This window comes from Streptomyces sp. SID12501, from assembly GCF_010550245.1.
GTDB lineage: Bacteria > Actinomycetota > Actinomycetes > Streptomycetales > Streptomycetaceae > Streptomyces.
The window spans coordinates 1-430 of the sequence record NZ_JAAGLU010000721.1 but is presented as its reverse complement, the minus strand read 5'-3'; the positions used below and the strand labels follow the sequence as shown (position 1 = coordinate 430).

The 430-nt window shown below is 73.3% G+C and carries 1 protein-coding gene; it reads right to left on the bottom strand.

The window, feature by feature from the left end; genetic code table 11:
• The coding region (locus G3I71_RS48105; RefSeq protein WP_343243314.1) for a PAS domain S-box protein at positions 1-258 on the bottom strand (258 nt) is incomplete at its 3' end.
• Positions 259-430: the final 172 nt, after the last annotated feature.

The following is a 430-nucleotide window of genomic DNA, read 5'->3' as shown; positions in this document are numbered from 1 at the left end:
AACCTGGCGTCCGGGTAGGTGCTGGGCGGACATGAGGCGTTCCTGGACGTCGTCCGCGTCGGCGGCGCGCGCGGCCCAGCCCGCGAAGCCCCTGCGGCCCACGGCCTCGGCGGCGGACCAGCCGAGGATCCGCTCCGCCTCCCGGTTCCAGTGGGTGAGCACGCCGTCGGAGTCGAACGCGCACAGGGCGGCGTCCATCCCGTCCAGCAGCGCTGCGAGCAGATCGTCGGCGGACTCGCCACGACCGGAAGCACTCACCTGGCACCCCCTGCAGGTGTTCGTGTGTGCGGCACGTCGGATCATTCAACTGGAACGTGACGCAGGCCACACCCGGTTCCCGCATTCCTCCCGGAATGTCCGTCGGCGCGCTCCCGGACGCGCCCGCAGGTGCGCCGACGGTGCGCCGCCGGTCCACCGCCGGTCCGCCGTC